Below are 1,333 nucleotides of genomic sequence, written 5' to 3'. Positions count from 1 at the left end.
CTGATCAAGGTGCCGGGGCTGATGGCCGAGGCGCTCAAGCGCGAGGACGAGATCGAGGTGCTGGCCCGCGAGATCGCCAAGGCGCGGGACGTTCTCTATCTGGGCCGGGGCACGGCCTACCCGATGGCGCTGGAAGGCGCGCTGAAGCTGAAGGAGATCTCGTACATCCACGCCGAGGGCTACGCGGCGGGCGAGCTGAAGCACGGGCCGATCGCGTTGATCGACGACGCGGTTCCGGTGATCGTGATCGCCCCGCACGATGCGACCTTCGAGAAGACCGTCTCGAACATGCAGGAGGTCGCCGCACGCGGCGGCAGGATCGTGCTGATCAGCAGCATGACGGGAAAGGATTCCGCCGGCCTCGACACGCTCGCGACCCTGGCGATGCCGGATCTCGACCCGGTGATCGCGCCGATCGTCTACGCGGTGCCGGTGCAGCTGCTGGCCTACCACACCGCCGCGGTGCTCGGGAAAGACGTCGACCAGCCGCGCAATCTCGCCAAGTCCGTCACGGTGGAGTGAGGTCCTTCCCCATGCGCAAGTACTTCGGAACCGACGGCATCCGGGGCCGGGCCAACGGCATCATCACGCCGGAACTCGCGCTCAAGGTGGGCCAGGCCGCCGGGCTCGTGTTCCACCGTGGCGACTACCGCCATCGCGTCGTGATCGGCAAGGATACCCGCCTGTCGGGCTACATGATCGAGACCGCCCTCATCGCGGGCTTCACCTCGGTCGGCATGGACGTGCTGCAACTCGGCCCGATGCCGACGCCGGCCGTCGCGATGCTCACCCGCTCGATGCGCGCCGATATCGGGGTGATGATCTCCGCCTCGCACAACCCGTTCGAGGATAACGGCATCAAGATCTTCGGACCCGACGGCTTCAAGCTCTCCGACGAGGTCGAGCGCGAGATCGAGCGCCTGATCGACGCCAGCCTCCAGGCGAGGCTCGCCGGCTCCCACGACCTCGGCCGCGCCAAGCGCATCGAGAGCGTGCATGCCCGCTATATCGAGTTCGCCAAGCGCACCCTGCCCCGCAACCTCACCCTCGACGGCCTGCGGGTCGTGGTCGATTGCGCCAACGGCGCCGCCTACCGGGTCGCACCCGAGACCCTGTGGGAGCTCGGCGCCGAGGTCATCGCCATCGGCACCGAGCCCGACGGCTTCAACATCAACCGCGACGTCGGCTCGACCGCGCCCGAGGCCCTGATCGGCAAGGTGCGCGAGCTGCGCGCCGATATCGGCATCGCCCTCGACGGCGACGCCGACCGGGTGCTGGTGGTCGACGAGAAGGGCCGGCAGGTCGACGGCGACCAGCTGATGGCGGTGGTCGC

1 protein-coding gene and 1 pseudogene are annotated in these 1,333 nt (G+C 68.5%); both read left to right on the top strand.

All coding sequences use genetic code 11. The features are described from left to right. Positions 1 to 522: SIS domain-containing protein (locus G4G93_RS35345; protein ID WP_165091970.1), on the top strand; the 522-nt coding region annotated here is incomplete at its 5' end. An 11-nt stretch (positions 523 to 533) separates the two neighbouring features. Further along, positions 534 to 1,333 (top strand): annotated as a pseudogene (gene glmM / locus G4G93_RS35340) (phosphoglucosamine mutase); the annotation flags it as partial.

The organism is Methylobacterium sp. DB0501, from assembly GCF_011043735.1.
Lineage (GTDB): Bacteria > Pseudomonadota > Alphaproteobacteria > Rhizobiales > Beijerinckiaceae > Methylobacterium > Methylobacterium alsaeris.
This window is presented reverse-complemented; position numbering and strand designations above follow the sequence as displayed.